Source organism: Nocardia sp. NPDC101769 (assembly GCF_044766925.1).
Classification (GTDB): domain Bacteria; phylum Actinomycetota; class Actinomycetes; order Mycobacteriales; family Mycobacteriaceae; genus Nocardia.
Map to the genome: position 1 here is coordinate 1 of NZ_JBIWMX010000034.1, position 25,186 is coordinate 25,186.

At 65.3% G+C, this 25,186-nt stretch carries 26 protein-coding genes and 2 pseudogenes; 12 read left to right on the forward strand and 16 right to left on the reverse strand.

Annotated features, from left to right (window positions below; translation table 11 throughout):
- Window positions 1–198 precede the first annotated feature (198 nt).
- A complete protein-coding gene (locus ACIRRA_RS36815; protein ID WP_402778007.1) occupies window positions 199–684 on the forward strand; it encodes an aminoacyl-tRNA deacylase in 486 nt (161 codons plus the stop codon).
- Window positions 685–1,144: 460 nt separating this feature from the next.
- On the opposite strand, the gene lpdA is transcribed toward ACIRRA_RS36815, so the two are convergent.
- From lpdA to ACIRRA_RS36865, 10 genes are all read right to left on the reverse strand, one after another.
- Window positions 1,145–2,512, reverse strand: a complete 1,368-nt coding sequence (gene lpdA / locus ACIRRA_RS36820) for a dihydrolipoyl dehydrogenase (protein WP_402778010.1) — start codon at window positions 2,510–2,512, stop codon at window positions 1,145–1,147.
- Window positions 2,512–3,858 carry a dihydrolipoamide acetyltransferase family protein gene (locus tag ACIRRA_RS36825; protein WP_402778012.1) on the reverse strand — a complete coding sequence of 449 codons (1,347 nt, stop codon included), beginning with the start codon at window positions 3,856–3,858 and terminating at the stop codon, window positions 2,512–2,514. The genes lpdA and ACIRRA_RS36825 overlap by 1 nt, the downstream gene beginning before the upstream one ends.
- On the reverse strand, window positions 3,855–4,859 hold the full coding sequence (locus tag ACIRRA_RS36830; protein ID WP_402778014.1) for an alpha-ketoacid dehydrogenase subunit beta: 1,005 nt from the start codon (window positions 4,857–4,859) through the stop codon (window positions 3,855–3,857). The genes ACIRRA_RS36825 and ACIRRA_RS36830 overlap by 4 nt, the downstream gene beginning before the upstream one ends.
- Before the next feature lie 2 nt (window positions 4,860–4,861).
- Window positions 4,862–5,980 carry a pyruvate dehydrogenase (acetyl-transferring) E1 component subunit alpha gene (gene pdhA / locus ACIRRA_RS36835; protein ID WP_402778017.1) on the reverse strand — a complete coding sequence of 373 codons (1,119 nt, stop codon included), beginning with the start codon at window positions 5,978–5,980 and terminating at the stop codon, window positions 4,862–4,864.
- A 46-nt stretch (window positions 5,981–6,026) separates the two neighbouring features.
- Complete coding sequence (locus tag ACIRRA_RS36840) at window positions 6,027–7,754, reverse strand: FAD-dependent monooxygenase (protein WP_402778020.1); 1,728 nt, start codon at window positions 7,752–7,754, stop codon at window positions 6,027–6,029.
- 11 nt (window positions 7,755–7,765) lie between these two features.
- Entirely contained in the window at window positions 7,766–8,413 is a 648-nt protein-coding gene (locus tag ACIRRA_RS36845; protein WP_402778023.1) for an isochorismatase family protein, read from the reverse strand.
- 55 nt (window positions 8,414–8,468) lie between these two features.
- Entirely contained in the window at window positions 8,469–9,284 is an 816-nt protein-coding gene (locus ACIRRA_RS36850; RefSeq protein ID WP_402778026.1) for a fumarylacetoacetate hydrolase family protein, read from the reverse strand.
- Between the two features lie 111 nt (window positions 9,285–9,395).
- On the reverse strand, window positions 9,396–10,166 hold the full coding sequence (locus ACIRRA_RS36855) for a hydroxypyruvate isomerase family protein (protein WP_402778028.1): 771 nt from the start codon (window positions 10,164–10,166) through the stop codon (window positions 9,396–9,398).
- Window positions 10,163–11,053: an NAD(P)-dependent oxidoreductase gene (locus ACIRRA_RS36860; RefSeq protein ID WP_402778307.1), complete on the reverse strand. Its 891-nt coding sequence runs from the start codon at window positions 11,051–11,053 to the stop codon at window positions 10,163–10,165. The genes ACIRRA_RS36855 and ACIRRA_RS36860 overlap by 4 nt, the downstream gene beginning before the upstream one ends.
- A 2-nt stretch (window positions 11,054–11,055) precedes the next feature.
- Window positions 11,056–12,786, reverse strand: coding sequence for a dihydroxy-acid dehydratase (locus tag ACIRRA_RS36865; protein WP_402778031.1), 1,731 nt, complete (start codon window positions 12,784–12,786; stop codon window positions 11,056–11,058).
- Between the two features lie 236 nt (window positions 12,787–13,022).
- Here ACIRRA_RS36865 and ACIRRA_RS36870 point away from each other — a divergent pair, with 236 nt between their 5' ends.
- The gene (locus ACIRRA_RS36870; protein ID WP_402778034.1) at window positions 13,023–13,655 is read left to right on the forward strand and encodes a GntR family transcriptional regulator; all 633 of its coding nucleotides are present in this window, start codon (window positions 13,023–13,025) and stop codon (window positions 13,653–13,655) included.
- Window positions 13,656–13,722: 67 nt separating this feature from the next.
- Here the strand turns inward: ACIRRA_RS36870 and ACIRRA_RS36875 are convergent, their stop codons facing one another.
- Window positions 13,723–14,145, reverse strand: a complete 423-nt coding sequence (locus tag ACIRRA_RS36875; protein WP_402778037.1) for an Lrp/AsnC family transcriptional regulator — start codon at window positions 14,143–14,145, stop codon at window positions 13,723–13,725.
- A 211-nt stretch (window positions 14,146–14,356) separates the two neighbouring features.
- Between ACIRRA_RS36875 and ACIRRA_RS36880 the strand changes: the two are divergent.
- Window positions 14,357–14,749, forward strand: a pseudogene (locus tag ACIRRA_RS36880) (NAD(P)(+) transhydrogenase (Re/Si-specific) subunit alpha); the annotation flags it as partial.
- A gap of 781 nt (window positions 14,750–15,530) precedes the next feature.
- Window positions 15,531–15,806 (forward strand): hypothetical protein, encoded by a 276-nt coding sequence (locus tag ACIRRA_RS36885; RefSeq protein WP_402778040.1) that lies wholly within the window; start codon window positions 15,531–15,533, stop codon window positions 15,804–15,806.
- Here ACIRRA_RS36885 and ACIRRA_RS36890 read toward each other — a convergent pair.
- Together ACIRRA_RS36890 and ACIRRA_RS36895 are read right to left on the reverse strand one after the other, a co-directional pair.
- Window positions 15,793–16,176, reverse strand: coding sequence for a hypothetical protein (locus ACIRRA_RS36890; protein ID WP_402778043.1), 384 nt, complete (start codon window positions 16,174–16,176; stop codon window positions 15,793–15,795). The genes ACIRRA_RS36885 and ACIRRA_RS36890 overlap by 14 nt on opposite strands.
- 10 nt (window positions 16,177–16,186) lie before the next feature.
- On the reverse strand, window positions 16,187–16,774 hold the full coding sequence (locus ACIRRA_RS36895) for a TetR/AcrR family transcriptional regulator (protein ID WP_402778046.1): 588 nt from the start codon (window positions 16,772–16,774) through the stop codon (window positions 16,187–16,189).
- Between the two features lie 107 nt (window positions 16,775–16,881).
- On the opposite strand from ACIRRA_RS36895, the gene ACIRRA_RS36900 reads away from it, so the two are divergent.
- The 8 genes and pseudogenes from ACIRRA_RS36900 to ACIRRA_RS36935 all read left to right on the forward strand — a co-directional run bounded on the left by ACIRRA_RS36900 (window position 16,882) and on the right by ACIRRA_RS36935 (window position 21,936).
- On the forward strand, window positions 16,882–18,027 hold the full coding sequence (locus tag ACIRRA_RS36900; RefSeq protein WP_402778049.1) for an FAD-dependent monooxygenase: 1,146 nt from the start codon (window positions 16,882–16,884) through the stop codon (window positions 18,025–18,027).
- Window positions 18,028–18,045: 18 nt separating this feature from the next.
- Window positions 18,046–18,714 carry an MBL fold metallo-hydrolase gene (locus ACIRRA_RS36905; protein WP_402778052.1) on the forward strand — a complete coding sequence of 223 codons (669 nt, stop codon included), beginning with the start codon at window positions 18,046–18,048 and terminating at the stop codon, window positions 18,712–18,714.
- 31 nt (window positions 18,715–18,745) lie between these two features.
- Entirely contained in the window at window positions 18,746–19,234 is a 489-nt protein-coding gene (locus ACIRRA_RS36910; RefSeq protein WP_402778055.1) for an ester cyclase, read from the forward strand.
- A 119-nt stretch (window positions 19,235–19,353) separates the two neighbouring features.
- Window positions 19,354–19,899, forward strand: a complete 546-nt coding sequence (locus ACIRRA_RS36915; RefSeq protein WP_402778058.1) for a 2,4'-dihydroxyacetophenone dioxygenase family protein — start codon at window positions 19,354–19,356, stop codon at window positions 19,897–19,899.
- A gap of 281 nt (window positions 19,900–20,180) precedes the next feature.
- Window positions 20,181–20,411 carry a hypothetical protein gene (locus tag ACIRRA_RS36920; RefSeq protein ID WP_402778060.1) on the forward strand — a complete coding sequence of 77 codons (231 nt, stop codon included), beginning with the start codon at window positions 20,181–20,183 and terminating at the stop codon, window positions 20,409–20,411.
- Between the two features lie 47 nt (window positions 20,412–20,458).
- Entirely contained in the window at window positions 20,459–20,758 is a 300-nt protein-coding gene (locus ACIRRA_RS36925) for a hypothetical protein (protein ID WP_402778063.1), read from the forward strand.
- Window positions 20,759–20,796: 38 nt separating this feature from the next.
- Window positions 20,797–21,654, forward strand: a pseudogene (locus ACIRRA_RS36930) (nitrilase-related carbon-nitrogen hydrolase); the annotation flags it as partial.
- Between the two features lie 69 nt (window positions 21,655–21,723).
- Complete coding sequence (locus ACIRRA_RS36935; RefSeq protein WP_402778310.1) at window positions 21,724–21,936, forward strand: hypothetical protein; 213 nt, start codon at window positions 21,724–21,726, stop codon at window positions 21,934–21,936.
- A 328-nt stretch (window positions 21,937–22,264) separates the two neighbouring features.
- Here ACIRRA_RS36935 and ACIRRA_RS36940 read toward each other — a convergent pair whose 3' ends face one another.
- The 3 genes from ACIRRA_RS36940 to ACIRRA_RS36950 are packed head-to-tail and all read right to left on the reverse strand — an operon-like array spanning window position 22,265 to window position 25,186.
- Window positions 22,265–22,963 (reverse strand): hypothetical protein, encoded by a 699-nt coding sequence (locus ACIRRA_RS36940; protein WP_402778066.1) that lies wholly within the window; start codon window positions 22,961–22,963, stop codon window positions 22,265–22,267.
- Between the two features lie 20 nt (window positions 22,964–22,983).
- Window positions 22,984–24,354, reverse strand: a complete 1,371-nt coding sequence (locus tag ACIRRA_RS36945) for an MmgE/PrpD family protein (protein ID WP_402778069.1) — start codon at window positions 24,352–24,354, stop codon at window positions 22,984–22,986.
- Window positions 24,344–25,186, reverse strand: a complete 843-nt coding sequence (locus tag ACIRRA_RS36950) for a cyclase family protein (RefSeq protein WP_402778072.1) — start codon at window positions 25,184–25,186, stop codon at window positions 24,344–24,346. The genes ACIRRA_RS36945 and ACIRRA_RS36950 overlap by 11 nt, the downstream gene beginning before the upstream one ends.

Below are 25,186 nucleotides of genomic sequence, written 5' to 3' on the forward strand. Positions count from 1 at the left end.
ACACGACGAGCAAAGGGGAAATGGGGACTTCTACCTGGCCGCCAGCGGGGACCTACCGCTGGCCACCAGCGGGGACTTTCTCATGGCCACGGACATACCTCGCCAAGTGCGGGTGACTTGATCACCGCGAGACATCCACGATGACCTATGCTGAAAGCCCAGGTCCTGGTGGTACCAGCCAGTCAATGGAGGTCCGTCATGTCCATATCACCAACCGTGCAGCAGTGCCTGAATAATTCGGGCATCAAGTATGAAATCGTGCGGCATCCACACAGCCACAGCAGCTCAGAAACTGCCGAAACCGCCCACATCCCCGGCGACCACCTCGCCAAGACAATCGTCCTGGAAGACGAGCTCGGCTATGTCGCCGCCGTGGTGCCATCCACCCATCATCTGCGACTCGCGAAGCTCCGGGCCCAAACGGGGCGGCGGCTGGCGCTCGCCAAAGAGTCGGACATCCGCGAAACCTTCAAGGACTGTGAGGTCGGCGCAATCCCGCCCATGTGCACCGCCTACGGCATGACGACGCTGATGGACGAGAGCCTCGCCACTGCGCCGGACATCTACTTCGAGGCCGGTGATCATGAGACACTCGTCCATCTGCAGACTGACGAGTTCATGCGCCTGATGGAACAGGCCGAGAAAACACGCTTTTCCCACCACAAGCAATCCATCGGCCACTGAGTTCCTGCAACCGCTGATGCGGACAAGTGAACCGTACGTTTGATGACGGTGGCGGCAGCGATGCCATCACGCTGAATGAGAGCCGATCCCGGACATCCGCTCGTTCCGCACACCGCGCTGACCGAACCGGCCAGCGCGGTGTGCTCCGAAGGTCAACGGGCTGAGATCATCTCACCCGACTGGGCCCGCCGGCTGTGCACGGAAATGCCGCGTCTGTCAACGGCATGCCAATTCGGGATCTGGCACTGATTTCGTGATTCGCGGATGGGTTTGTTCAGTCGCTCAGCAGGATTCGCTGTGAACTCTCGAGCCAATTCCCGGACAGGGGTGCTGCGGCTCGAACGCTGACGATCGCCCTGCCGCCCGGGCGTGCCGTGGTCTCCGAGGAAGAGGACGGCGATCGGCCCGCATTCTGGCTCGGCGATGAAGCTGACGCCGCGGGCCGATCCCGGCTCTGCGGTCATGAGTGGCTGTGCAGTGGGCGGCCGGCCAGGGCGAGCATGGCTTCGCCGAGGGCTTCGTTCTGGGTGGGGTGGGCGTGGATGAAGGGAGCGATGTCGGTGGGGAGGGCCTCCCAGGCGACCGCCAGTTGGGCTTCGCCGATGGACTCGCCGATTCTGTCGCCGACCATGTGGATGCCGACCACCGGACCGGTTTCGCCCGCGCGCACGACTTTCACACCTCCGGTGGTGCGGAGGATCTGGCTCTTGCCGTTGCCGGCGAGATCGTAAACCGTTGTGGTGCAGGTGCCGTACTGTTCGCGGGCGGCGGCTTCGGTGAGGCCGACGGAGGCAACTTCCGGGTGCGAGTACACCACGCGGGGAATGAGGTGATCGACGACCGGGACGGGCGATTGGCCGGCGATCTCCTCGGCGACGAACAGGCCGTGCTGGAATCCGCGGTGCGCCAGCTGGGGCCCGGCAACGAGGTCGCCGACCGCGTACACGCCGGACACATTCGTGCGCAGCCGGTCGTCGGTGACAACGCAGCCATTGTCGACAGCGATGCCCGCCACCGCGAGATCTGCGCTGCGCGGGGTGCGGCCGACGGCGACGAGGAGGACGTCTGCCACCAGCGTTTCGCCCCCGGCCAGCTCCACCGACACCCCGTTGTCGTCCTCCTTCGCCGCTGCCACACGGGTTTTCGTGCGCAAGGTGATCCCACGCCTGCGCAGTGCCCGCGTCAATTGCGTCGAGCTCCAGGGGTCTTCGGCCATGAGCAGGTGGGGGAGGGCTTCGACGATCGTCACCTCGGCGCCGAAGGAATGCCAGAGACTGGCGAATTCGACGCCGATGACGCCGCCACCGAGCACGATCGCCGAGCGCGGGATGAAGTCCAGCTCCAGGGCTTGATCGCTGGTGAGGATGCGGGTGCCGGTGTCGATGCCGTCGAGCAGGCGCGGTTGTGATCCGGTGGCCAGGACGACCGATTCGCCGGTGTGGCGCACGCCGTCGACGGTGACCGAGCGGTCGGGCGAGTACACCCCGGCGCCCTCGACGATCTTGATCTTGTCGCCGGTGAGCAGCCCGCGCAGTCCTTTGTGCAAGCGTTGCACGATACCGTTCTTGTACGCGTGGAGCTCGTCGACGTCGATGCCGTGGACCTCGGCCAGGACACCGAAATCCGCTGCGGCGCGGGCGGTTTCGGCGACCTCGGCGGCACGCAGCATCGCCTTGGTCGGGATGCAGCCGCGATGTAGGCAGGTGCCGCCGACCTTGTCGGCCTCGACGAGGGTGACTGTCAGGCCCAGCTGAGCGGCGCGCAGGGCGCAGGCATAGCCGCCCGAGCCGCCGCCCAGGATCAGGACATCACTGTGGGTTTTGGTCATCACAGCCTCCCCAGCGCGGCGACGGGGTTTTCGAGGTAGTCGGCGAACAGTCGCAGGAATCCACCCGCCGCGCCGCCGTCGCACACGCGGTGGTCGAAGCTGAGCGAGACCTGGGTGAGCTTGCGGACGGTGAGCACACCGTCGGCGACCCACGGCCGGTCGAGGATGCGGCCGATCCCTAGGATCGCGGCTTCCGGGTGATTGATGATCGGGGTCGAGCCGTCGACACCGAAGACGCCGTAGTTGTTGAGGGTGAAGGTGCCACCGGTCAGCCGGGCGGGCGGCAGCTTTCCCTCGCGTGCGGTCTCGACGGTGTCGCGCAGCGCACGGGCCAGTTCCACGGTGGTCATGGTGTCGGCGTGGTCGAGGACCGGCACGACCAGACCGCGCGGAGTTTGCGCGGCCACGCCGAGATTGACCTGCCCGTGGCGGATGATCTCGCCGCGGGCAGTGTCCACCGACGCGTTGAGCTCCGGATACCGGGACAATGCCGCGATGGTCAGGCGCGCCAGCAGCGCCAGCAGACTCACCTGGTCCTCGGGCGGCAGAGCGTGATTGATGGCCGTGCGGGCCCGCAGTAGCTCGGTGGCGTCGACGTCGACCCAGGTGGTCGCGTCGGGAATCTCGCGGCGACTGGTGGACAGCTTGTCGGCGACCGTCTTGCGTAGGCCCTTCAGCGGAATCCGCTCGAGGTGGAAGCGAGTGGGGCCGGGCGCCGGAGCTGCGGGCGCGGGCGGGTTCTCGACATTAGCGTGGCTTTCGACATCGGCGCGGACGATGATGCCGCCGGGCCCTGTTCCGGTCAGCCTGGACAGGTCGATTCCCTCGCGCAGGGCGAGGTTTCGTACCAGCGGCGAGATGACTCGCGGCGCGGACGGCGGAACCGGGATGCTGGTCGATCTCACCGCTTCCGGTTGCTCGTGTACCTCGGGAGTGGCGGGCGATCGGTGGGTGACGGGCACCCGCCGCCGTCGGCGCGGGGCATCGAAACCGGTGCCGTACCCGATGAGCACATTGCCCGATCCCGCGCGCTCCTCCTCCCGATACTGCTCGTGACCCGCCGGTTCGCGCGACGCGCCCGAGGACGATCCGGCTGCGTCGGCGTCCACGCCGCGGATGGTGACCAGCGGGGTGCCGACCCGCAGCGTGTCGCCCGCGGCCCCGTGCAGTTCGATCACTGTGCCCTCGAACGGAACCGGCACCTCGACCGCGGCCTTGGCCGTCTCCACCTCGGCGATGATCTGGTCGATGCGCACGGTGTCGCCGACCGCGACCCGCCATTCGAGAATGTCGGCCTCGGTCAGGCCCTCACCGAGGTCGGGCAAGAGGAAGACCTGGTCGTTCACGCGGTCACCGCCCATCGGGTATCGGGAATGTCGTTCCACTGCAGGCGGTCCACAGCGTCGAGGACGCGATCGACACTGGGCCGGTGGATCCGCTCGAGTTTCGGTGCGGGATAGGGAATGTCGAATCCGCTCACCCGCAGCACGGGCGCCTGCAGATGGTGGAAGCACCGTTCCTGCACGCGGGCAGTGATTTCGGCGCCGACTCCGGCGAATCCTTGTGCCTCGTGAATCACCAGGCAGCGACCGGTCTTTCGTACCGACGCGGTGACGGTGTCGTCATCGAAGGGGACGATCGAGCGCAGATCCACCACTTCGAGGTCGTGACCGTCCGCGGCAGCGGCTTCGGCCGCCTCCAGCGCCACTTCGACCGAGGGGCCGTAGGCCACCAGGGTCGCGTCGCGACCGGGCCTGCGTACCAGCGCTCGTCCCAGCCGGTCTTCTGCGTGCGGCGCCACCTCGGCACGAGAGTAGTAGAGCCGCTTGGGTTCCAGGAAGATGACGGGGTCGGGGTCGTCGATGGCCGCGCGCAACAGGGAGTAGGAGTCGGCCACGGTCGCGGGCGTCACCACCTTCAAGCCCGGGGTGTGGGCGTAGTACGCCTCACTGGAATCGCAGTGGTGTTCCACGCCGCCGATGCCGCCCGCGAAGGGGATACGGATGACCATCGGCACCGACAGCTTCCCGCGGGTTCGGTTGCGGATCTTGGCCACGTGCGAGGTGATCTGCTCGAAGGCCGGGTAGGCGAAGGCGTCGAACTGCATCTCCACCACGGGCCGGAAACCCGACATCGCCATGCCGACCGCGAAGCCGATGATGCCGGACTCGGCCAAAGGCGTGTCGAAGCACCGTGTTTCGCCGAAGTCCTTGGTCAGGCCGTCGGTGACCCGGAAGACGCCGCCCAAAGCGCCGACGTCCTCGCCGAAGACGATAACGTTCTCATCCGCGGTCAGCGCGTCGCGCAGGGCCAGGTTCAGTGCCTGGGCCATCGTGAGTTTCGGCATGATCAGTCCTCCTCGGCTTCGGCGGCGAGTTCGGTTTCGACCTGGGCCAGTTGCTCGCGCAATTGCGGTGTGGGTTCGGCGAACACGTGCCGGAACAGCTCGGCCGGGTCGGCGGGTCGGTCGGCGTTCATGGCCGCGCGCAGTGCGGCGGCCTCCGCCTCGACCTCGGTGGTCAGCTGCTCGTCGAAGGCGTCGTCGACCGCTCCCTGCGCGCCCAGGTAGGTGCGCAGGCGGCTGATCGGGTCGCGGGTGAGCCACTGCTCGACTTCGGCGGATTCGCGATAGCGGGTGGCGTCGTCGGCATTGGTGTGCGCGTCGAGCCGATAGGTGTGGGCCTCGACGATGACCGGCCCATTGCCCTCGCGGGCGAACCGCACGGCCTCGTCCATGACGCCCATCATGGCGACCGGATCATTCCCGTCGACCTGTTCGGAGCCGATGCCGTATCCGACGCCCTTGTGGGCCAGCGAGGGCGCGACGCTCTGCCGAGCCAGCGGCACGCTGATCGCGAAACCGTTGTTCTGGACCAGGAATACGACCGGCGCGTGGAACACCGCGGCGAAGTTGAGCGCCTCGTGGAAGTCGCCCTCGCTGGTCGCGCCGTCACCACACAGTGCCAGCACGACCGTGTCCCGGCCGCGGCGCTGCTCGGCGTGCGCCAGGCCCGCCGCATGCAGCAGCTGGGTGGCCAGGGGCGTGCACTGTGGCGCGGTGCGGTGCGCGGCCGGGTCGTACCCGCAGTGCCAGTCCCCGGCGAGCATGCTGAGGATCTCGGCGGCGGGGATGCCTCGCACGGTCATGGCCATCGAGTCCCGATAGGTGGGGAACAGCCAGTCGGTGGGGCGCAGGCACATCGCCGCGCTGACCTGGCAGGCTTCCTGTCCGCGCGCGGACGGATACACCGCGAGCCTGCCCTGCTTGGTCAGCGCCGTGGCCTGTTGGTCGAATCGCCTGCCGCGCACCATCTGCCGGTACACCTCGACCAGGCGGTCATCGGCGGGGCGGGGATAACGGGCGTCGCTGGGAGCGGGGTTGCCGTCGGCATCGAGATACCGCACGGCGTTCGCGGCGGGCAGGAACTTCTCGAACTGCCGCAGGGGTGGCGGCTCAACGAGGGTCACTTCAGTCTCCGAATACGTTGATACATGGTCGAATACGGAAATCCGGCTACGCCTGGCCCACGCCGGCGTTCACGACCGGGCCCGCGAGAAGCTTGGCGAGCGCCTGCGCGAGCACTTCGCGAGCAGGCGTGCCGACGTTGGTGGCGCGCATGCAGACATGTCCGTCTGGACGGATCAGCACCGCGCCGGAAGCCTCGATTCCGTACCGCGCCAGCCAGTCCTGGCCGTTCTCGGCGACGAAATCGCCGCCCTCACCGATCGCGTACCCGGCGGTCGGCAGGCCGCGCGGCGCCGACAGATCTTCTAGCGCCGTTCGCCATTCCGCGCCCTGCGGGGTGGTCAGGAGAACGAAATCGGTGTGCAGCAGGTCGACGGTCGAGAGGCGATTACCCTCGGGGTCGCGCAGCCAGACGTGCGGTGCGTGCGCGCCCGGTGCGGCCGACGGGACATAATCGCTGACCACCGACGTCGGTGCCGCGGTGCCATCGCCGATGACGGCTGCGGACTCGTAGACGAATCCGAATTGCTGCCCGTAGGACCAATATTGGTCCTCCTGCAAGGGAATCGCGTCGGCGATCTGCTGACGCACCGGGCCTCCGTCGGGTCCTTCGATGCGGGCGAGCATGTCGGGATCAGTCATGACCCAGCCGACCTTCGCCGACGCCTCGACATTGCGGTGAATCTGGTCGGCGTTGAACCACGCGACAGCGCGCCGCTCCTCGTCATAGGTGTCGAGCACGCACTCTTCGGCGTGGCCGCGCAGCACCAGTGCGAGTTTCCATGCGAGGTTCTGCGCATCCTGGATACCGCTGTTCATGCCGAATCCGCCACTGGGCGGAAGCCGGTGTGCCGCATCGCCGATCAGGAAGGTGCGGCCCGACCGGAACCGGTCGGCGATGGCAGCGTCGATCGTCCAGGGGAAGACGCGTTCGAACTCCACGTCCGCACCCGCGTCGCCGATGGCGGATCGAATCACCTCGGTGCAGCGTTCCGGCGGATAGTCCGCGACCGATTCGCGGTTGGGATCGTATCCCCAGCTGTATACCCAGCGTCGATCTCCGTCGTAGGTGAGGAACGCGCCCGTGGTGTCCTGGTTGATGACCCACCAGAGAATGTGGTTCCGATCGCCCAGGTAGGGGCGCAGGTCGCCGACGAAACACGCGTTGAGCTGGTGGCCCTTGGTCGGTGAGACCGGGGCGTCGATGCCCAGCAGCCCGCGCACAGCGCTGTGCGCACCGTCGGCTCCGACCACGTATTCGGCCGAGATCTGCCGGACCGATCCCGCTTCGTCCTCGACGGTGAGCACGACATGGTCCTCGTGCTGCTCGAGGTGGGTCACGCGCAGACCGGTGGTGACACCGACCGACGGGAACTCGCCGACCTTCTCCACCAGGAACGGCTCGAAGACGTCCTGCGCGCACCAGGCAATCATCTCCGGGGATTCCGAGTAGGCGCGCTCGACGCGGTCGGGATCGGCCATCAGATCGATGGATCCGATGTCCGGCGAGTTCAGCCGGGTCATGTAGCCGAAGCTGGACCAGCGCTCGAGCGGCAGGTTGCCGACCCGGCGGACGTCCTCCGCCCAGCCGAGCTGGCGCATGATCTCCATGGTTCGCGCGTGCAGCCCGATTGCCCGCGGATGCCGCAGCCGGGTGGTCCGGCGCTCGATCACCGCGACATCCACGCCGCGGCGGCCGAGTTCGATCGCCATCATCAGGCCGACCGGTCCGCCACCGACGATGACGACCTCGTGATCGGTTCGGGTTGTAGACATGGGTAGTGCTCCTACTGGTTTTCGACCGGCGTGTTGGCGGCCAGATTTCGAAGGTTGCCGAGAGTGGCGTTCAACATCGCGTAGCCGGGCATATTGGCCTGGATGGCGCGGTATTCGGTGAGGGTCTCGGCATTCGCGTACGACTTCTGGAATTCGGACGCGAGCGACATCCAGGTGCGCGGCACGACACCCAGCTGGGTGAAGCGGGCCATCGCGGTGTGATGCGCGGTGACACTCGTGCTCGCCGTCGCGTCGGCGACAATCGAGACCCCGTAGTCGCGGCGCAGGGCGCTCATGGTCGTGTGCATGACACAGCCGTCGGACATCAGGCCGGCGATGACCAGGTGCCGACGTCCGGTCGCCGCGACGGCCGCGGCGAACCCCCGGTCCTGGAAAGCATCGAAGGACAGGCCGCGATGCTGCACCCGATGGTCTGCAAGCACCTCCGCGATCTCCGGATACAGCACGCCCCGAGGGTCGTGCTCGGGGCCGACGGACACGATCAGAGGGATACCGTAGGCGAGCGCGGTCTGGGCGAGAGCGCGCCCGCCGGAGACGTTTTCGGCCACGGTCTGCGACGCGATCAGCGGGGCGAATCCGCTGACGTAATCGATGAGAACAATGCAGGTGTTCTCGGGAGTTCGGACCTCGATGTCCACTGTGATTCTCCTGAATAGGGATTCGATGATCGTTCGGGAATCGCCCTGAACGCCGTCACTTCTCGTCTTCGATCGGCGTCTCCATGACGCCGAGCCCGGTGATCTCCATGCGCACGACGTCGCCGCCGCGCAGGAACTTCGGGGGATTCTGGAATGCGCCGCAGCCGGTGGTCGTGCCGGTCATGATGACGTCGCCGGGAGACAGCTCGACGACCTTGCTGAAATCCTCGATCAGGTGCGGGATGTCGACGATCATCTCGGAGCTGTTGCCGTCCTGGCGCAATTCACCGTTGACCCAGCAACGCAACTGGAGCTGATGAGGATCGGGGATCTCGTCCTTGGTGACCAGCCACGGCCCCAGCGGCGCACCGGTCGGGATGCCCTTGGCCCGCGTCATCTGCGAGAAGAGCGGGCTGATGTGGACATCCTTGAATGCCAGGTCTCGAGCGGTGACATCGTTGGCGATGCAATATCCTGCGACGTGGTCGTAGGCGTTCTTCGCGGCGATGTGCCGCCCGCCACGACCGATGACGACGGCGATTTCGGTTTCGTAGTCGAGTTGTTCGGTCTGCGCTGGGCGAATGAGTGCGTCGCGCGCGCCGATTACGGTGTTCGATGGCTTGAGGATGATGATCGGTTCCGAGGGGGAGGGAGCGTTCTTCATCCCGGCGGCCTCGTCGACATGCGACTGATAGTTGCCGCCGGCCACCAGCACCTTCTCGGGGAACGGAATCGGCGATCCGAGGCGGGTGGTACCGGGGTCGAGCCATGAGATCGACTGCACGGAGGTATCAGCAGCGATCACCTTCTCGATCTCGGGCTGCAGCCAGTCGAGCATGGCCGCCAAGGTGTTGGAGTCGACCGCGGTCAAACCGAGCGATCGCAAGAGCGGATCCAGTGGTGCGATGCCTCGTTCCGGGACGAAGATTCCCGGACGTTCGGCTCGCTCAGGTCCGTAGCTGACTATTTTCATCCTTGATTCCTAACCTTGTGGGGACGGGTCGTACTCGAGCCCGATGAATCCCGAATAGCCGATGGCCGCCAAAGCCTTTGTGACACAATCGAAATCGATGTGTCCGGTACCGGGTCGCCCGCGTCCGGGTGCGTCCGCGAACTGCACGTGGCGGATCAGCGGCCCGTATTCGCCGATGGCAATCGCCGGATCGACACCCATCGTTCGCAGGTGGTAGGTGTCGAGCAGCAATCCGATATTGCCGTGGCCGCTCTGTGCGATCGCCTCGGTGACCAGCGCCGCGGTATCGTCGATATCTGTCAAGGGAAACTGTGGACTGTCGATGGAATTGAGCGTCTCGACGACCACCGTCACGCCCAGCTCGGCGACCCGGTCAGCGATTCCGACCAGCCTGCGCAGGGCGAGCTGGCCCTGGTATCCGGGATCATGACCGTCTATCCAATTCCCGTACAGGGCGTTGAGGATTGTGCACTTCGTTTCCGCGAGAATCTCGACGGCCGATTCCAGATTGGTCCGCACGCGGATCTCGTGGCCGGGATCGGTCAGCAGCCCGCGCTCCCCGGCACTGGGGTCGCCTGCGTCGAGATTGAGGGCGGCCAGCCGGACTCCCGCACGCCGCAGCGCCGAGCAGAAACGATCGCTCTCCTCCGCCGTCGGTGCCGATTCATCGAAGGGCCACCAGGTTTCGACGAAGGCGTAGCCATCGCGGGCGGCCGCGGCGGCCCGCTGATCGACCGGCAGTCGGGAGTACAGCATCGACAGATTGGCCGCCCATTTCATCGCGGACCCGCCTGCGCCGTACTTCTGTGGTCGAGCCGAGCGAGAGCCGCCGGATCGAGTTCGCCCGCGCCCTGGGCTACTGCCGCCCGGAACGACGCGGTGGTGGCGTCGAGCACCGGACCGCTGAGGCGGGCATCATCACGTAGGCGATTCACCAGGTCCAAGACCTCATTCATGCCGGAGATCGTGGCGCCGGTGCGTTCTACCGCGTCGAGCTCGAGCTGGGTGAAGGCACGCCGGAGCATGGTGCTCTCGGCCCATCCACTCAGTAGGACCTCTGCGGCGAGGCCGAGATCGATGCCCACCCGGTCGAGCACCCGGATCGCCTCGGCGGCCGCAGTCATGTGCGCGCCGACCAGCAGCTGGTTCACCAGTTTGAGTTCGACGCCCGCGCCGGAGCCGCCGACGCGAACGATGTGAGATCCGAAGGATTCCAACAGCGCAGTGACCTGGCCGATGGCGTCGGCGTCACCGCCAACCATGATCGTGAGTGTGCCCTGCGCGGCCCCCGCCGGACCGCCGGTGAGGGGAGCGTCGAGGAACGTCGCACCGCGCTCACGGGCCAGGGCGGCGAGGTCGCGGGCGGCGGCCGGCGCGAATGTGCCGTGCTCCACAAAGATCTGGCCGGGCCGGGCTCCAGCGAGCAGGCCGTCGCTGCCATCGTAGATCGCCTTGACCGCGAATGTGTTTCGCAGGCAGGAGATTACGACTCGGCTGACTGCGGCGAGCTCCCCAGCGCTGCCGTACCACTGCCCGCCGGCATCCTCCACGGCGAGCGCGTTGGCGCGGGTTCGATTGTGCACGGCGAGCCGATGGCCCGCGGCAATGACCCGGGTAGCGATCTGTGTCCCCATCGCCCCTGTTCCGATCAGGCCGACATCGAACATGCTCACCGCACCGCCTGCAGGAAATCGAAGTCACAGCCCCGATCGGCCTGCGTCACATGCTCGGCGAACAATCGCGCATACCCGCGCGCCGGGGGGACCGCCGAGCGCTCGGTGCCGTCCTTCCGCTGCAGCCCGTGATGACGCGGGCCTCCCTCCAGGCGGCGTCGCTTCAACTCGGTGGCGTCCACCAGCAGATCGAGGGTGTTGCGGGCGGTATCGAGCTCGATGAGGTCACCGTCGCGGACGAACGCGAGCGGTCCGCCCGCCGCCGCCTCGGGGGCCACGTGCAACACGACGGTTCCGGTTGCAGTGCCGCTCATCCGGGCATCGGAGATACGCACCATGTCGGTGACGCCCTGCTCCAGCAGTTTTCGCGGAATGGGCAGGTGGCCGACCTCTGGCATGCCCGGTCCACCGAGCGGGCCGGTCCCGCGCAGCACGAGCACCGATGTCGCATCGACCTCCAGATCGGGGTGATCAATCCGCGCCCGCAGGTCGTCGACGCCGTCGAAAACCACCGCTCTGCCAACGTGTCTGCACAGTCCCGGATCGGCGGCGGACTGCTTGAGGAGCGCACCGTCGGGGGCGAGGCTGCCGCGCAGCATGACCAGCGACCTCGCCTTGCCGACGGGATGGGTCAGCGTCGACAGGCAGCCCGCGATCGAGGCCGGGTCCGTTGCGGTCTCGTCCCAGCTGCGGTCGTCGCCGGACATCGCAGTCATGTCGGCGATTTCGCGCAGTCGGCCCATGAGCGCGGGCACACCACCATCGGCCTCGAAGTCGTGCAGGAAACGCCGCCCGGACGGTTTCACATCGGCGAGCATGGGAGTGGTGTCGCTGAGTTTCTGCAGATGCTCCGGGTTCAAACGCAATCCGAGCCGACCCGCGAGGGCCTGCAGGTGGATCACCGCATTGGTGGAGCCGCCCACCGCGCACACTGCGCGGAAGGCGTTGTCGAAAGCGCCCGTTGTCATGACCGCGTCCGGGGTGATGCGGGCTGCAGCGCGAGCGACGATGGCCCGTCCGGTGTGCTCGGCGGCCGCCGCTCGCTGCGCTGAGCTCGCTGGCAAGAGCGAGGTGCCGGGCAGCGCCATCCCGAGTACCTCCGCGACAACGGCCATGGTGACGGCGGTTCCCATCACGTTGCAGGTGCCGACTCCGCAGCTGAGGCAGCCTTCCAGACGCGACCAGTCGCTGTCGGACAGGTCGCCGGTCCGGCGTTGATCGATGAGCGGCCAGAGGTTTTCGACCGCCATCGGCCGACCCTCCCATGTTGACAGCGGCCGCGGGCCGGCTGCGAGTGCCAGTGCGGGTTTGCCCGCGCTGGCTGCACCCATCAGCTGGGCGGGCAGGGTCTTGTCGCAGCCGCCCAGCAGGACGACCCCGTCGATCGGGCTCGCGGTGATCATTTCCTCGGTGTCCATCGCCAGCAGGTTCCGCAGATACATGCTCGACGGACGCGTGAATGCCTCGGCCAGGGAGATGGTCGGGAACTCGAGTGCCAGCCCGCCCGCCGCGGTGATCCCGCGTTTCACATGCTGAGCGAGCTCCCGCAGGCCGGCGTTGCAGGGATTGAGCTCACTCCACGTATTAGCGATGCCTATGACCGGTCGCTGGCGAACCGTCACGGCCGACAACCCGGCTCCACGCAGGAAGGCTCGGGTGATCAAGCCGTCCGGGCCTTCCTCGGACATCAGCTCCCCACCGATTCGGTGGGTGCTCTCCTGAGACATCTTTTCCTCACCCTGCCGCGATTGCGGCAGCTTTGCTGCAATCAGGGTTCTGTTGAATGGCGCTGTGAGCTCGACAGTCGAGCCGCGTGGCCGCTGGGATCTCGGCGTAAAGCCGAGTGATGGCTACCACAATGACATATGCGTCAGAGATTTTGGAAGAACTTTCTAGATATATCACTGGGATCCCAGTGAGTTACACTCATGTTCTCAGGATTTCAGCTGGTGAAAGAGGGGCGATGTCGCTCACCGACGAGGTGTACGAGCGGATCAAGGATCAGATTCTGCGGGTGCAGCGCGCACCCGGCACTGCTATCTACGAGGCGGAGCTGGCCACCGAGTATGGGGTGTCCAAGACGCCGGTGCGAGAGGCGCTGCGGCTGCTGTCGCAGACCGGGTGGGTCGTGGTGCTGCCACGGAAGGGCTACCTGGTCCGACCGGTCGAGTTGCGGGATATTCGCGATATCTTCGCGGTCCGGCGCATGATCGAGCCGGAAGTGGCCGCGGCGGCGGCGACCCGCGCTACAGCGGATGATCTGGAGCTGCTCGCGGGCATGCTCGGAGAACAACACAATGCCTCGGGCACGGACGCCGCTCTGGGTGCGGCGAGCGCTTTTCACCTGGCGTTGGCCGATATTGGCGGCAATCCGAGAGTTCGGGCCATCCTGCAGGACCTCACCGACGAGGTGCGCCGGTTGCACTATCTACTGCCGCAGATCGAAGGGCACATCACCTCGGAGGAGGAGCTGCGCGCGCACGATCTGATCTTGACGGCTTTGCGGGACCGTGATCCGGAGCGGGCTCGTGAGCTGACCATCGAGCACCTCAACGAGGTCGCGCAGGCACTGGTGCGCGGCTTCTCCGGGGTCTAGGCCGGATTCGGGGGACGAACCTGCTCGGTATCCGGTGCCGGCCAGAACTCTCCTGCGGCGCAGTCGATCAGACCCACTCGGGCCCCGGTCCTACGGCTTCCTCGAAGATCAGCCAGGTTCTTGTTGACCGCACGCCCGTCAGACCCTGCAGCCTTTCCAACACAATGGCGCGCGGTGCCTGATTGTCCGTTGTCGACGAACGGCAGGGTGCTGAGCGAGTCCGCAATGCGGGCCAGCACTCCTGCCGAATCGACATTGCCACCAAGGCCGATGCACGCAGTCCGGTCTTTTCGTACCCGATACGCGCCGAGAAGCCTTCTACGACACCGGATTGCCGGAGGTGATCGAGCCGGACATAGGCGTGGGCTCGGGAGATATGGGTTCGCTCGGCCAATTCGCGCATCGACAATCGCGCGTCGCGGGACAACTCCTGGATGATGCGCCGGTCGATCTCATCGATGCCCGTGCGGGCCGCTTCGTTGGTGGTCATCTGTTCACTTCCTGTCACTGTTCCAGGATGCTGGAAGACTAGTTGCCGGAGATTGGCAATTCTGGAGCCAATTTGTCTAGCAATGTGGCGATTCTGTTGCCAATGTGGTTGCAGATGGCAAGTCTGAGCGGACATTATCTCGGGTCGAGGGACCACGAAAGGAGTTCGCGCGCTGTGGAAGCAACAATGCCGAGCGAGCGGTCGGGGCGATGTGCCGGACGGTGCGCGCGTCGGAGTGGTTCGCGAGACGAACCCGGACGAACGACGCGTCGCATTGGTGCCGAAGATCATCCCGGCCCTGCTGAAGCAGGGCGTCGAGGTGATCGTCGAGGCCGGTGCCGGTCTGGGCGCATTGATTCCCGACGAGGCGTACATCGAAGCCGGTGCGACGCTGGGTGATCCGTACAGCGCCGACGTGGTCGTGAAGGTCGCCGCGCCGAACGACAACGAGATCGCGAAGCTGACGTCGGGGCAGACGCTGATCGGGTTCCTCGCACCTCGCAACGCCGACAACAAGATCGATGCGCTGAAGAGCGCGGGCGTGCAAGCCTTTGCGGTGGAAGCCATTCCGCGTATCTCCCGCGCCCAGGTGATGGACGCGCTCCCGTGCAAATGTCAGTGAGCAGATGCGACGCCTGCTGGTGTCCGGGTGGCTGGTGTCCGTACCTTGCGATGAATCGACGCAGTTAGCCGATGCTCGTGGCCGTCCCGGGCCTAGGCGTCGCTGCATCTCGCTGGCTGAAGCTAGGGGCATTCACCCACGACGCTGTCCAGTGAGTCGAGGCCCACAACCATGCCGCGACTCGACCGGCGATCACGTTGTGGTCCTCGAGCGAGCTCGAACGAATGTTGAGGCGATGGCCGACGGTGGCGGCCGAGTTCGGACTGATCGGCTCTCGCTGAGCGAAGTCTGCCCTGCACCGGTGGGTGCAGCGACGACGATCGCCACCCCCGGCGGACGTCTCGTTGCCGAGGATTGGGACTGTGCGGATGCCTCGCGATGCTAGGAGCGCGAAACAGAGGGATGGACAAGGCGGTCTGGCACTTGCAGCCGATCGCCGCAGCGGAAACTATGTTCGGGGTTGAACGCCGCAAGTGCAGCATCTGAATCATGGCCACACACAACAGGTGTGGCGAACATACCCCCCAAATGACCACAGCAGCAACTACCTTGGAGATTGATCGTCTGGCCGCGCTCCGGAAGGACTGAGTGGGGCTTCCTCTACCCGCACTCACGGCTCCTGGTGTTCAGCTGGGAGGAAAAGGGCAACTCGATGAGAATTTCTTCGGACAAATCGGTGAGAAATGCAACAAAATCCGCACGTCTCCGTCACTCGATTGCCAAATGCGACGAGAACCTACATGAAGCCTGGCCGCTGCTGCCCATGCACCCCGACGCCCGTCTGACCATGCTCGCCTATCTCCGATTCGATGGTGACCGCCTGACCGAAGTCGGTTTCGTGCCCTGCACGATGACTCCCGACGGCCGGGTCATGCCGCGGCGGCTCGACAGCCCGGAGGGTGCGCAGGTGGTGAACTATCTGCGGCGGGTGACCACGGACGCGGGACTGTCAACCAGCTATCGGCCGTTGGTCGGCCGGCAGCTGGGCGGCTTCGACGTCATGGGCGTGTTCCCCGCGAACGCGGCTACCCCTCACTGACGCCCGCGTTCACGACCGGGCTCGGGAACAGCCGTGTGATCGCCTCCTCGCGGATCTCGCGAGGAGGCGTGCACGCGTTGGTGGCGCGCAGGCGGACATGCCCGTCGGTACGACCAGCGGGCCCGAACAGTCGACGATGACGTGGCGTTTTGCAGCCTGCCACTTTCTTCTCTGCGCCGAAATCGCGGGTGGCGCTGCTGACGGTTTCAGCGGCGCGAATCGACTGTTGGTTGATGACCGCCGCGGTCGGATCGGGTTCGCGTCCCGCGGCGCGGCGACAGGCCCCGCGCAGCTCGGTGTGGATCGCGGTGACCTGCCCGCCGGCCCACCAGCGGGTGGACGCGGCGTAGACGGCTGACGTTGTGACCACAGCAGTCTGTCTACGGATGCCAGGTATTCAGCACTCGCTCCAGCCCATGGCGCAGGGGAGTCAGATCGTCGGGTGCACGCGTGAATCGATCGAAGATCAGGCCGTCGAGCAGTGCGACGATAATGCGGGCATCATGATCGGGGTCGTCGGAACCGGCTGCGACGGCGATCGGCCTGACTGCGCGCCACATCGCGGCAGCGCCGCTGCTGACGGCGGCTCGAACCGCAGGATTTCGGGTGCCTTCCAGTAGCACCTCGTACCTTGCGATTTGGTGGATCGGGTCGCTTTCGATCCATTCGACGAGAGCTTGCTGAAGCGAGTCGTAGTCCGGCTGAGGTGAGCGGCGGGCCAGTACCAGCATCAGCTGGTGCATGAGGTCGATCAGGCGCTTCTCGTCGAGTTCGGCGAGGCGCTCGACTGCGGCAACCACCAGATCGTTACGGGTACCGAAGTAGTAAGTGACAGCCCCATGCGGTACGCCGGCGGTCTCCTGCACCGACCGGTGCGTGACCGCTGCGAGGCCCTTCGTGCCGATCACCTGTATTGCGGCATCGAGCAGGCGGGCACGGCGGTCGATGACATCTGAACTCTGTCGCATGAGGTCAGTATCCCATCCACTCTTGACAGCCCTAGTAAGTAGGTCTACAACTGTAGCAAGAACTGCTAAAGATGTAGTAACGCAGGCTGGGCGCTGAAGGAGTATTGGTGGCGATACCACAGAGGATCTTGATAGTCGGTGGCGGGATTGCTGGATTGACGTTTGCTGCCGCTTTGAAGCGGCACGGCGCTTGCGCTGATGTCGTCGACCTCGCGCCTGAATGGCGCCCAGTCGGCTCTGGAATTGCGATCGGATTCAATGGAGTTCTGGCGTTGAACTCCATTGGATTGGGAAATGCTGTCCAGGAGCGTGGGGTCCCGCTCAACAGCGTGACTCTCCTGGACTCGGAGGGCAACCGCATGAACGGATTCCGTTTCAGCTCTGTGGCGGATGTCTACGGAACGTCAACAACCGGGATACACCGCGGGGCTCTGCATGACGTCCTCGCCGGCTCGCTCGAGAATAGTCCGCGGCTCGGGATTACTGTGACCGCATTGAGGGAGCTCGACAAGGGTGTGGTCGCAGAATTCAGCGACGGGACCAGCGCGGAGTACGACCTCGTCGTCGGGTCGGACGGGCGAAATTCAAAGGTCAGGAAACTGGTCTTCGGAGAGGTTGATCGCCAATATGTGGGATACTGCGCGATTCGAGTGGTTATCCCGCGACCGCAGGGGTTCGAAGGTATGTGCGAACTCTGGGGTAGTGGTCGGAGAATGGGGATACTTCCGATTGGTGAAGATCTGCTGTATTCGTACTCTACTTTTCTTTCCGCTCGAGGCGCTGTGCGGGATCCGTCCGAGAATATGAAGCTCCTGCGCGAGCTGTTCGGCGATTTCAAAGGACCGGCCAGGCATATCGTGGATTCGAATCCGGATGAGGATTCGATACATTACGGCGATATCGAACAGGTAGTCCTGCCCCGATGGATCTCGAGGCGAGTGGTTCTGATCGGGGACGCGGCGCACGCCATGTCCCCGGACCTCGGGCAGGGTGGATCCATGGCAATCGAGGATGCGATCACACTGGCTCGAATTCTGGTCGACTCGACTGAAATCGCGGACGCGTTGCATCGCTTCCAGTCCAGCAGGTACAAACGAGTCCGAGACATGCAGCGTAAATCTCGTCAGTATGGATGGATGGTTCACAGGCGCACTGCACCTGCTCTTGCTGTGCGTCGACGTGTTGTCGAGAGGTTCGAATCGGATCACCTCGCGCGCACCACGGTTGCCAGCTTGATAAATCCAGTGGCCTGAACACCGTTAGGAATGGCGATGATCATAGAACTTGCCGAGGATGTATACCAGATTTGCGGATATCCAAGGCACTCGATCAATTCCTACGTAATAGACGGAATTCTGGTTGATGCCGGAACCAGATACAGCGGTCGACGCATACTACGTGATATAGCTCGATTTGATATTCGAGCGCATGCGGTAACGCATGCACATCCCGATCACTTCGGTGCTAGCAGGCGAATTTGTGAGGAATTGGGAATCCCTTTATGGGTTGGTCATGCCGATGCTGCGGCGGTCGAGACGCTCGGGCTGATGTACGACAGATTTCCAGATCATCCTGCTCCCAGGATATTGAGCCGCTTCCAGGGCGGTCCGCCGGCGGCGGTGGACAGGCGGCTTCGTGAGGGTGATCGCGTCGGGAGTTTCGAGGTCCTCGAAGTTCCTGGACACACAGTTGGCCACGTGGCGTTCTGGCGCGAGTCGGACCGCACTCTTCTGCTCGGTGATGTTGCGAGTGGCCACCATCCGTTCACGGGAGCCCGCGGATTGCGGGAACCGTTCACGTTCTTGACAGCGGATCCTCGAGGCAATCGCGAGTCCATCGCCAGGCTCGCCGGGCTCGAGCCGGATTTGGTCTGCTTCGGGCACGGGCCGGTATTGCGCGACGCCGACAGGTTTGCTGATTTCGCGGCTGCCCTCCAATAGCCGGAAAGAATCATTCGCAGGAAAGGAAGTTGTGAAGGTGGAGATCCAAGATCTGAACAAAGATGTAGTGGTGCGCCTCATGGAGGCATTTTCTGTGGCAAACCACGGATTGCTCGACTCCCTTATGTCCGACGACTATCTGCAACATAATCCGACTCCCAACGGTCGAGAGCCGGTCAAGCGCATGGCAGACATCCTCCAGACTGCATTTCCCGATGGACGGATGGTGATCAACGATATTGTTGCCGAGGGTGACAAGGTTGTAGCCAGAATTTCGATGACGGGTACACACACCGGACCACTCATCGGTATCGCACCGACCGGTAAGCACGTCGAAATGACTTCGATCGATATTTGGCGGGTGGAGAACGGTGTCTGTGTAGAACACTGGGACGAGATCGACCGGGTGGGTTTGCTCCGTCAGATTGGCCTGAAAGCGATTCTTCGTGCACTCCTGAAGGGCAGTAGCCGTCGCCAGATACTCTCTTTCGCACGTGAACAAGGGATCATGCGACGCTGAAGGGGGCTGGGGCGGCGAGATGACCTTCGCGGCTCGACATTCCGATACCCAGAAGGTCCTTGCGCTGATTCGAGATTCGCAAGCGTATTCATTACCGAGAAATATGAGAGAGGTTCGACATGAATTTTCCTGGTCCCATCCGGACGTCGAGCGGAGCGCTTCTTCCCTTTGTCGCTCTGCCTCAGAACGAGATTCTGACGGTAAACGTCAGCGGAACTCCGCTTATTAGGGACGCTTTAGGCCCCGGGGTTCATTTTCAGCCACTGCGGCTGGATGTTGAAGCCGGCGTATGGGTGGTGTTGGCGACCTTCTCGCCCGGTTCGGTGATTCCACTCCATTATCACACCGGTATAGCTGAGGTCTATACATTGTCAGGCAAGTGGTATTATCTCGAATATCCGGAACAGCCGCAAACGGCTGGCTCCTACCTTTTTGAGCCGGCAGCATCCGCACATACCTTCGTCTGCCCTGAGTCGAACACTGAGGACACAGTTATTCTCGTGCGCGTCGAGGGTGCCAATGTCAATTTCTCTCAGGATGGAAGTTACCATTCGATCCTCGATGCTGCGGCGCTCCGTTATCTGACCGGACAATTGGCCGATGCTCAGGGTTTGGGACCTGTGGACTTTATCTCTGGGGGTACCGCCGAGAGCACCCTGAAATAGGGAATCGGCAGTAACCTCGATTTCACGCCGGGCCTTCGGCCCGGGGTGATCGGGTTCGATTGGGGTTTTCCGATCGTATCCGGGTTGGTGGGGTTTGAGGCGGGGATGGCGGGCCCGGAAGACCACACCCAGACCCGTCGGTCAGCGAACAGACATGAGCTTTTCGGGCCAGTCATGCACTGGCGCGGAGTCGCGAACGGCCGTGGCTTGGACGACGTAAGGATCAAACGCCCTCAGCCGCAAGGGCGACGCGACCAACGCCGCGTTCGGGAGGGGTGGCCATGCCCGTCGCCGACGTCCCCTCAGGGGCTTCCATCGCTTACGACACCTTCGGTGACGCTGCCGATCCGTCCGTCCTGCTGGTCATGGGCTTCGGAGCCCGGATGATCTCCTGGCATGGGGATTTCTGCCGCATGCTCGCCACGCGAGGGCGCTACGTGATCCGCTACGGCAACCGCGACTGCGGCGTGCATCCAGAAATTCGAAAACTTCTCCATTTGGAGAAAACGTGAGATAACCTGTGCGCACAGGACACAACGGCCCGTAGTGGAGGACAACGATGACCAACACGATCATCAGCGACGGGCGGGTGCGAACGCTCGCCCCGGACACGCCCCAAGCGGAAGCGCTGGTGCTATCCGGCGGATGCGTGCCGGTGGCGGGGGACCGGGACGCCATGGCGGCGGCCGGGCTGGATGCCGGGCATATTGACGCCGCCGCCGGTATCCTCGCCGTCGGTCTGGGGCCGGGTGCCCTCCCCATGGCTCATACCGTCGACGAGCGGTGTGCGATCGACGAATCAGTGTGTGCCGCGGAAACATACGCGGTCGCCGCTATCGAATGGTGTGGTGCGGAATGACCGGCCGAGCCGCCGGGGCAGCACCGGTAGCACCGTATATGGCGGTCGGGTTGTCGACCATCGTTCACGGCATCGGGGCACGCGACCACGTCGAGCGCAACCTCGACACGATCGAGGAGACCATTCACGCGGCGGTGTCGATCGTCGGCATCAACCTGCCGGTGAAACTCATCGCCCTGGCCGAAGGTGCCCTCACCGGCTTCACCGACGAGATCTTCGATCTGCCGCACAGCCGCTGCGCCAGAGAGCTTTTCATCGATATACCCGGCCCGGAGACCGATCGTCTCGCTGCGCTGGCCCGGCTGTACGAGACCTACCTCATCGTCCAGTGCAAGGCCCGCTGGCCCGAGGTCATCGCGGACCGGTTCTTCAATGTCATGGTGGTGATCTCGCCGCAGGGTGAGATCGTCCACCGGGCCGCCAAGAACCATGTGTGGTGCCGGGAGCACTCGTGCACCCCGCACGATGTCTACGATCGGTGGGTCGAGCTGTTCGGCGACGGCATCGACGCCTTCTATCCGGTGCTGCGGACCCCGGACATCGGCAACATCGGCACCCTGTGCTGCAGCGACGGTGAGTATCCGGAAGCCGTTCGGGCACTGGCGTTCAACGGCGCGGAGGTGGTGTACCGACCCAGTGAAGCCGTGCCGATGACCGCTGCCGGTCCGGATGCTGGAGGTACCTGGCTGCTGCAGAATCGGGCGCACGCACACTTCAACGGGGTGTACATGGTGTGCCCGAACACCGGGCCGGTTTACTCCAGCCCCGCAGTCGAGCATCCCGTCGACATCGCCGGCGGCAACGGGCACATCGTCGACTATCACGGTCAGGTGATCGGGCGGGTATCGTCGGGCGCCAACGCGATCATCGCCGCGCCGGTGGATGTCGAGGCGCTGCGCCAGTACCGGATGATGAATCTGAATTCGAACTGGCTCAAGGACGTTCGTACTGAGCTGTTCAAGCGCATGTACGACCGGCCGATCCACCCGGCCAATCTTTGGCTCGACCGTGAACCCGGGCGGCACGCCACAGTCGACGACATCTACCGGGCCAATATCGCTCGTCTGGTGCAACAGCGCACGTATACCGAACCCGCACAACGGTTTCCCGGCGCACGCCATATCGCCCCGCCAGGCGACGGCGACATGGACGCCGTCGTGGCCAGGTGGCGGACGTAGTCGTCGCCGTACACCTGTTACCACCACGGTCGAAAGGAGATGACGCGGTCTTCGCCTCCGTCGGTGAGATGGATTCGGCCGACCAGGTCCGGCTGCCACAGGTATATCGGCGCTTCCCGCTGCCAACGCCGGTACCTGGGGCGCTGCTGCTGGGGCCGGACCAGTCCGTTGCGGACCAGAATCCGATTCACCGTCGCCCATGAAGGCTTCGAATCCACCCCGCTATCGGTGCGCCCACGACCCGGCCAGCAGGCCAGCCCCCCCACACCGACTCGGTGATCCAGCAGCCCCCGGTCTCTGAACCGGACGTTGGTGAGCCCGCACACGGTCATTTCGCCGGAGTGGGCGGCGGTTGGTTGATGGTGGTGAAGTACTGGGCCGCGGCCAGGATCGCGACCGGCGCGGTGATCAGGAGCTGGCCCGCGATCGTGCCGAGGGCACCGACGGCCACGATGCCGCCGAGGCAGCCGATCGCGGCGGCGGGGAGGAAGCCGCCGAACAGGCCCACGATGGCGGCCGATGCGACTGTGGCCCCGGCGATTCCGCCGACCAGGCAGCCGACCGCGGCTCCGCCGAGCCCGCCGACCAGGGTGCCGATGGTCGCGCCGACGGCGATGGTGTCGCGCATGCGGCCCCACGCCGCCTGTTCGCGGTCGTAGGGGGTTTTCCAGGGTGCCTGGTCCTCGAAGGGCAGGGCGGTGGGAGCGTAGCGGGCGTACCGCAGGTCGAGCTGCGGAGTCAGTGTGGCGGTGCGGCCTGCGATGTCGGCGGTGATGGGGAAGACGAAATCGTCTATGCGGAACGATAATTCGGTTCCCGCCAGCACGGTGCCGTCGGCTGCCTCGATCTTGAAGAGTCCGTCTTCGGCGACCATCGATCCCGCGTCGGTGGTGATCACGGCCGAGTGCTCGGTCGTGGTGGCGGTGTAGGTGATCGCGTCGCGATCGGGAGGTGCGGCGGTCACCGAGCCGGCCCCCAGGGCCGTGGCCGCGACGAGAAACGTTGATGCCGTGGCTATTTTCCTCATCAGGTGTTTCCTCTCTATCGTCAGCCGAGCTGCTCGGCGAGGGTGGAAAGGGCCGCGACACAGGCCGTGTCGTCGCCGGTGATGGTGTCCTGCAAGGCATTCCATAGCGTCATGGTGGCCGCCCCGAGCCATGGTGTGACGCAGTCGTCGAACTTCGTGCGCAGTTCGCGTGGCGAGAGCGGGTTGTCGGGACCGCCGCGGCCGGTGTCGATGTCGACCCGATACTGTCCGCCGATGCTGTCGGTGCCGACGGCCCTGCTCATGACCCGGTTCGGGAAAGCCGCCGTGGCGTACGGGTCGGCTTCGAAGCGGACTCGCGCGGCGGCGGCGAGAACGGCGTCGCCGGGCGGATTCTCGCCGTCGAAGTCGGCCAGTCCGACCCCGAGGCCGGAGCCGCCGAGCAGGGCGATCGCGACCACCACCGGGCCGGAGAACCGGGCAGCGTAGGCCGTGGGCGGAGCGTATTTGGCGGTTTCGGGAAAGGCGATGGTCCGCAACACCGGCTCGGCCACCCCGATGCGCAGGGTCGCCCCGGGTTCGAGGCGAAATCCGTGCTGCCGCAACAGCAGTGCGGCGTCGATCGACGAGTGGGTGAAGCCGTTGGTGGGATACGGTTTCGTGGTCACCGACCGCACGCGCCACGCCCCGGCCGATTCCGGCGGCCCGCCCACGGTGGCTTCGCCGCCGAGGAACGCGTGCAGGAACCCGAAGCGGCCCTCGAGTGCGGTCGGCGGGGCGGTCGCGCCCGCGTCGGCCAGATCGGTCGCGAGAATGCCTGCGGCGGAGGCAAATCCGGCGTGCATGGGTTTGGTCTGGCCGCCGGTGCGGTTGCCCTCGAGAATCCCGCCGGACAGGGAGGCCGCCGCACCGATGGCGTGGGTGAGCTGTTCGGGCGGTAGCCTGCGCAGCAGACCGGCTGTTACCGCCGCACCGATCGGCGTGCACACCGCCGTCGGATGGAAGCCCCGCTCGAAGAGCACCGAATTTCCGTCCGCCACAGCAGTTTCACCCAGCCAGAGACTCACCTCCTCTCCTACCGTGATGGCGCGCAGCAGCTCTCGCGCGCCCGGCTGCGCCAGTTCGCGCGCAACAGCGATGGCCGTCGGCACGATCACGCAAGACGGATGGACCAGGGACGGCGTCTGGGCATTGTCGTAGTCCAGTGCATGCGCGGCAGTACCCAGCACCAGGGCGAAACGTCCGGCGTCGCCGCGATTTCGGGTCGCACGCCGCATGGATTCGACCGCCGCTTCCCCCAGTCCGGCCACGGCGACGGCGACCGTGTCGACCAGATGCTCACTGGCGGCCGTCAAGGCCGCATCCGGCACCTCGGATTTCGTGTAGGCGGCGTGCGCCCAGTCGGCGACCGCCCGGGACAGCTCAGCGGACACCGGCGGCCTCCCCGGAGATCAGCGCCAGCGGCCGGATGGGCGATCCGGTGGCACCGGTGATCCGCAGCGGCACAGCCACATACAGCACTTCGCGCACGCCGGCGGCGGCCAGTTCCTCGAAGGTCAGCACCTCCATGATGTGCACACCGCGTTCCACGAGCAGCACCCCGTGCGCTGGCAGCGCCGCGTGCCCGACGCCGGGCAGGATCTGGTCGGTGGCGATAGTGTCACTGCACACCGCGCGAACCCCGGTATCCGCGAGATATTCCGCGGCCTCGGCGGTAATGCCCGGGACACCGGTCTCGTGGCCGACGTAGGCGGCCGGATCGTGGTAGAGCTGCGGCCAGCCAGTACGAATGAGCGCGACCTCATCCGCTCCGGGCACGGTGTCGCCGAAGGCCGCGCGCAAATGGTCGGCGGTGATGCCGAAGCCGGGTTCGAGCCGGGGCACTCCCAGCAGTTTCGGGATATCGGCGAGCACGCCCCGGCACAGGAACGGTCGCACGGTGTCCACACCGTGCACCGTGAACGCGCCGCCGACACTGGCCGCATGGGCATCCACACCGCCGAACATATGACCGTCGATGGCCGCATGGCACAGCGCGTCCAGGTGCGTGCCGACATGTCCGCCGGTGACGATGAGCTCGTTGGCCCCCGAGCCGCCCTGGGCGTTCACGCGGTCACCGTGCCGGCGCAGCAGCGCCATCCGGAAGCCCGGGTGGCTGGGCGAGCAGGGCATGCCGTTCTCGAGCGGCTGTCCCAGCTCGATGGTGCGCAGACCGCCCAGCAGGGCCTGCAGTGCGGTGAGGGAATCGGTTGTAGGGGTGGTCAT

Coding starts and splice junctions, on each gene's coding strand:
- ACIRRA_RS36815 (WP_402778007.1), top strand. CDS start 199: ATGTCCATATCACCAACCGTGCAGCAGTGCCTGAATAATTCGGGCATC.
- lpdA (WP_402778010.1), bottom strand. CDS start 2,512: ATGACCAAAACCCACAGTGATGTCCTGATCCTGGGCGGCGGCTCGGGC.
- ACIRRA_RS36830 (WP_402778014.1), bottom strand. CDS start 4,859: ATGCCGAAACTCACGATGGCCCAGGCACTGAACCTGGCCCTGCGCGAC.
- ACIRRA_RS36840 (WP_402778020.1), bottom strand. CDS start 7,754: ATGTCTACAACCCGAACCGATCACGAGGTCGTCATCGTCGGTGGCGGA.
- ACIRRA_RS36855 (WP_402778028.1), bottom strand. CDS start 10,166: ATGAAATGGGCGGCCAATCTGTCGATGCTGTACTCCCGACTGCCGGTC.
- ACIRRA_RS36860 (WP_402778307.1), bottom strand. CDS start 11,053: ATGTTCGATGTCGGCCTGATCGGAACAGGGGCGATGGGGACACAGATC.
- ACIRRA_RS36865 (WP_402778031.1), bottom strand. CDS start 12,786: ATGTCTCAGGAGAGCACCCACCGAATCGGTGGGGAGCTGATGTCCGAG.
- ACIRRA_RS36870 (WP_402778034.1), top strand. CDS start 13,023: ATGTCGCTCACCGACGAGGTGTACGAGCGGATCAAGGATCAGATTCTG.
- ACIRRA_RS36875 (WP_402778037.1), bottom strand. CDS start 14,145: ATGACCACCAACGAAGCGGCCCGCACGGGCATCGATGAGATCGACCGG.
- ACIRRA_RS36885 (WP_402778040.1), top strand. CDS start 15,531: ATGCACCCCGACGCCCGTCTGACCATGCTCGCCTATCTCCGATTCGAT.
- ACIRRA_RS36895 (WP_402778046.1), bottom strand. CDS start 16,774: ATGCGACAGAGTTCAGATGTCATCGACCGCCGTGCCCGCCTGCTCGAT.
- ACIRRA_RS36905 (WP_402778052.1), top strand. CDS start 18,046: ATGATCATAGAACTTGCCGAGGATGTATACCAGATTTGCGGATATCCA.
- ACIRRA_RS36915 (WP_402778058.1), top strand. CDS start 19,354: ATGAATTTTCCTGGTCCCATCCGGACGTCGAGCGGAGCGCTTCTTCCC.
- ACIRRA_RS36920 (WP_402778060.1), top strand. CDS start 20,181: ATGCCCGTCGCCGACGTCCCCTCAGGGGCTTCCATCGCTTACGACACC.
- ACIRRA_RS36925 (WP_402778063.1), top strand. CDS start 20,459: ATGACCAACACGATCATCAGCGACGGGCGGGTGCGAACGCTCGCCCCG.
- ACIRRA_RS36935 (WP_402778310.1), top strand. CDS start 21,724: ATGTACGACCGGCCGATCCACCCGGCCAATCTTTGGCTCGACCGTGAA.
- ACIRRA_RS36940 (WP_402778066.1), bottom strand. CDS start 22,963: ATGAGGAAAATAGCCACGGCATCAACGTTTCTCGTCGCGGCCACGGCC.
- ACIRRA_RS36950 (WP_402778072.1), bottom strand. CDS start 25,186: ATGACCACCCCTACAACCGATTCCCTCACCGCACTGCAGGCCCTGCTG.